We start from the raw sequence: 3,096 nt of genomic DNA, 5'->3' as shown, positions 1-3,096 counted from the left end.
TTTAGTAGTCTCTGAATTTTTGGATAAAAATTACTATCCTAAAGCTGCAGTAGATCAAAAGCTCAATTTGCTGGAAGCTAAAATCAATAACCTGCAAAAACGAGTTCAGGCAGCGCCGGCTATTGGGCCGTATGCTAATCCAAGTAGAACTGACCAATATCCAACAAATCTTGATATCAATGATAAGATTGCTGATCCGGACGATAAAGCAGAAATCGATCGCTTATACGAAAAAGAAGGAGGTAAACAATGACCGATGAAGTAAAGAAACCTGACAATAATCAAGGCACCACCCCACAAAATGATCCTAAAAATAATCAAGCTCATAATCCCTTATTGCCACCATTAAGTTGGCCAGATAAAGATCCTGACCCACATGATCCTTACGATTATATAACCACTGATGTTCCTACCGAACAAACCATTCTAATTTATTTGAACCATGCACAAGCTGGTTATTTACCCCATGCAGCTACTGTTGACGAATCAGGACATATTGTGCCGGCGGATATTTACAACCGGAAGACTCGTTCACGAGTGTTGCCAATTGCCGTTATACGACAGGGTGAAGCAAGCGGAGTTCGTTTTCGTTTTCAAGTCTTTGATGAGACAGGACGGGCTAATATATCGGATTTTCACAAGCCGTGGTTCCAAGGCAGAACTTCACAGAATAACTTTATTTCCACGGATGAAGGATTTGAGACAACTCAAGCAAGCATAGGGCAATTGGACTGGACACCGGAAGAAGCCGTGGGATTAGTTGCAGGTAAGTTTGTAAGTGCGCAAATTGTTCTAGAAAGAGAAGATGGTACTACCCGCTCCATTAGTTTGGATTTTGATTTACATGTCATTCCTAACGATGTAGCTTTCCCACGTCCGATGGCCTTCTATATCAGTGAGTATCAACGTTGCTTGGCCAACTTAAAGAAAATGCAGGATTTAGCCGATGAGCACATTGGTTATACGTTGGATTTCTTCGATAATGTGATTACTGATGCCTTGCTAGAAGATAAAAAACGTATAGACGCGGCACTGGCAGACTTTGAAAACAAGCTAAGTATTGAGAATCAGAAACTAACGGATTTAGATTCTGCTTTCCAAACGCTGAAACAAAAGGAAGCAGCTTTTGAAACTGACTTGCAAAATAAACTCACCGATTTAACTAATCAGATTGAGCAAAAGAACTTAGTTACCAAAGACAATTTTATTGATATCTTTAATGAAAGTATCAAAGCTGGCACAATCTCTACTGCTGATGTTATCCAAGATCCGGACGATAAAGCAGAAATTGATCGCTTATATGAAGCAGAAGGGGGTAAACAATGACAGCAATCAATGATTTAACTAAATTGACGAAAGAATTTCTGAAATTAAACAAAGCTGCGATTAGAAGTGTCAAAGCTAAGGATAAAATATATTTACCTGACGAAGCTGGCCAAGTTGACCTAAATAATTTGTTTGGCAATGGCGGCACTGATAATCCCGGTGATAGCACTATTCCTGATTCAGGCGTTAACACCGATCCGGGCAAAAACTTAATCGGGACGGTGCAGCTATGGTCAGGGACAACTTCCGCCACCAGTGATACTGAAATTACCCTAAGCAAGGATTTACTAAGCATTGGTGATGGAATCCAATTATCACTGCAAATTATTAAAACCCCGATTACCAACGGCACAACCGGCACTACTTCTATTTTGCCTGTGGTAGCTTCTAATGAGGATAAACCCCAAACTGGCAAGTATGTAGCTAGTGTCCCTATTCCTATTTCCATTTTGGCGAAAAACCTCGTGATTGGCCAAACGATTAACTGTGCGATTGATGGTATCGGAGAAGCTTTGAGCACTACAAAAGTCAGTCAATCACCAAGACTTTCCATTGCTATCAAAGATAGTACAACCCTAGTGATTACTAATCACCAAGGCTTTGCATTGGATCAAAAATCTGGCAGTAATAACGGCGCTTTCTATGACGTACAAATCACTAGTGCTAACTCTTTTACTAAAGCTAAGCCAATTCCGCAATTAGCTAATGGAGCCGTCCTCTTCGAAGGTAAAAGCTCAGGCGAAATAGCTTTAACCAATGTTTCCCAAAATTTCTCCAATGTTGGTGATGGAATCAAAATTGAGTTTGCACCTGCATTAGAAGTGGTAAAGGATTCCGCAACAATTTATTTGAATTTCCATGATCTGTATCCAGATATTCCCAATCCTTTACTGTTAGCAAAAAGTGCTCTTTTAGAAGATAAAGTATTTTCTTGGGACGCTAAATCGTCAGGAAGAATTTATCCTGCCGATAAGCAAGGAAATGTCGATAAAAGTGTCAGCTATTCTTACAGTGTCATACTCAAAAGCAATAAAGTTAACTTACAAATCGAGAACACATCTATTAATTTGACTTATGATCCAGTACAAATCCAAAACTTTGATTCTGATTATAATAAGTGGGTGAATTTGGGTAAAACTAATATGTTTATTACTAAAATAACCGCATATTCCAAGTAAGGAGGGTAATTTGATGAAAATTGCAGTACAAATAAATGATCAGAATGCTGTAATTGGTTTCGCCAATGTCTACAGTGAAGAACAGTTACAAACTCCGGGTTGGCAAGAAGTAGAAGCTGACCCGAATTTTAATGCCGAAAACTTTCGGGAGTGGGAACTTGACGGAAATCGACTTGTCAAAATTGCTAGTGGCTTATCTCCGATGGACGAATTGCGCCAAGCTAATGTAAATATGCTCTTACAGCTCAATACCGCTTTAGCTGCTAATAAACAGCTACAACAGGCGATTGTTAATCAAACACTGACCCAAAACGCCATTAACAAGCAGTTAGCCGACATTAATCAAAAATTAGACAGTGCTAATAGCACCAAGGAGGAGAAATAAATATGAATAACCATAGTTTTGCTTTTGATACCGTAAAAGCAGCGTATCAAGATTGGAAAATGATGACTGAAGATGTTGTCAAAAGCCTAGTCCCATACTCAATCACTCAAGCTGAGTGTGACGAAATTCTAGGTACCAACCAACAACCAGCTGCTAACCAAAATGAGAATACGCAAGCAACAAGCCCAGCTACTAACTAGCGGGCTT

The 3,096-nt window shown here is 39.5% G+C and carries 5 protein-coding genes; all 5 read left to right on the top strand.

Translation table 11 applies throughout. The features are described 5' to 3' along the window. A partial coding sequence (locus Q0K80_RS10125; RefSeq protein ID WP_294605996.1) for a hypothetical protein occupies positions 1-253 on the top strand: 253 nt, incomplete at its 5' end. Beyond that, entirely contained in the window at positions 250-1,326 is a 1,077-nt protein-coding gene (locus Q0K80_RS10120; RefSeq protein ID WP_294605994.1) for a hypothetical protein, read from the top strand. The genes Q0K80_RS10125 and Q0K80_RS10120, both read left to right, overlap by 4 nt. Beyond that, positions 1,323-2,504 (top strand): hypothetical protein, encoded by a 1,182-nt coding sequence (locus Q0K80_RS10115; protein ID WP_294605992.1) that lies wholly within the window; start codon positions 1,323-1,325, stop codon positions 2,502-2,504. The genes Q0K80_RS10120 and Q0K80_RS10115 overlap by 4 nt, the downstream gene beginning before the upstream one ends. A gap of 13 nt (positions 2,505-2,517) precedes the next feature. Then, positions 2,518-2,889 carry a hypothetical protein gene (locus Q0K80_RS10110; RefSeq protein WP_294605990.1) on the top strand — a complete coding sequence of 124 codons (372 nt, stop codon included), beginning with the start codon at positions 2,518-2,520 and terminating at the stop codon, positions 2,887-2,889. Between the two features lie 2 nt (positions 2,890-2,891). Further along, entirely contained in the window at positions 2,892-3,089 is a 198-nt protein-coding gene (locus Q0K80_RS10105; protein ID WP_294605988.1) for a hypothetical protein, read from the top strand. Positions 3,090-3,096 lie beyond the last annotated feature (7 nt).

The sequence above is a fragment of the uncultured Lactobacillus sp. genome, from assembly GCF_945290125.1.
Classification (GTDB): Bacteria; Bacillota; Bacilli; order Lactobacillales; family Lactobacillaceae; genus Lactobacillus; species Lactobacillus rizhaonensis.
The sequence above is the reverse complement of the archived record's forward strand: the minus strand, read 5'-3'. Positions and strand labels throughout refer to the sequence as shown.

What these genes read in the sequence shown, in the direction of transcription:
- Q0K80_RS10115 (WP_294605992.1), top strand. Translation starts at nt 1,323, where the DNA reads ATGACAGCAATCAATGATTTAACTAAATTGACGAAAGAATTTCTGAAA.
- Q0K80_RS10110 (WP_294605990.1), top strand. Translation starts at nt 2,518, where the DNA reads ATGAAAATTGCAGTACAAATAAATGATCAGAATGCTGTAATTGGTTTC.
- Q0K80_RS10105 (WP_294605988.1), top strand. Translation starts at nt 2,892, where the DNA reads ATGAATAACCATAGTTTTGCTTTTGATACCGTAAAAGCAGCGTATCAA.
- Q0K80_RS10120 (WP_294605994.1), top strand. Translation starts at nt 250, where the DNA reads ATGACCGATGAAGTAAAGAAACCTGACAATAATCAAGGCACCACCCCA.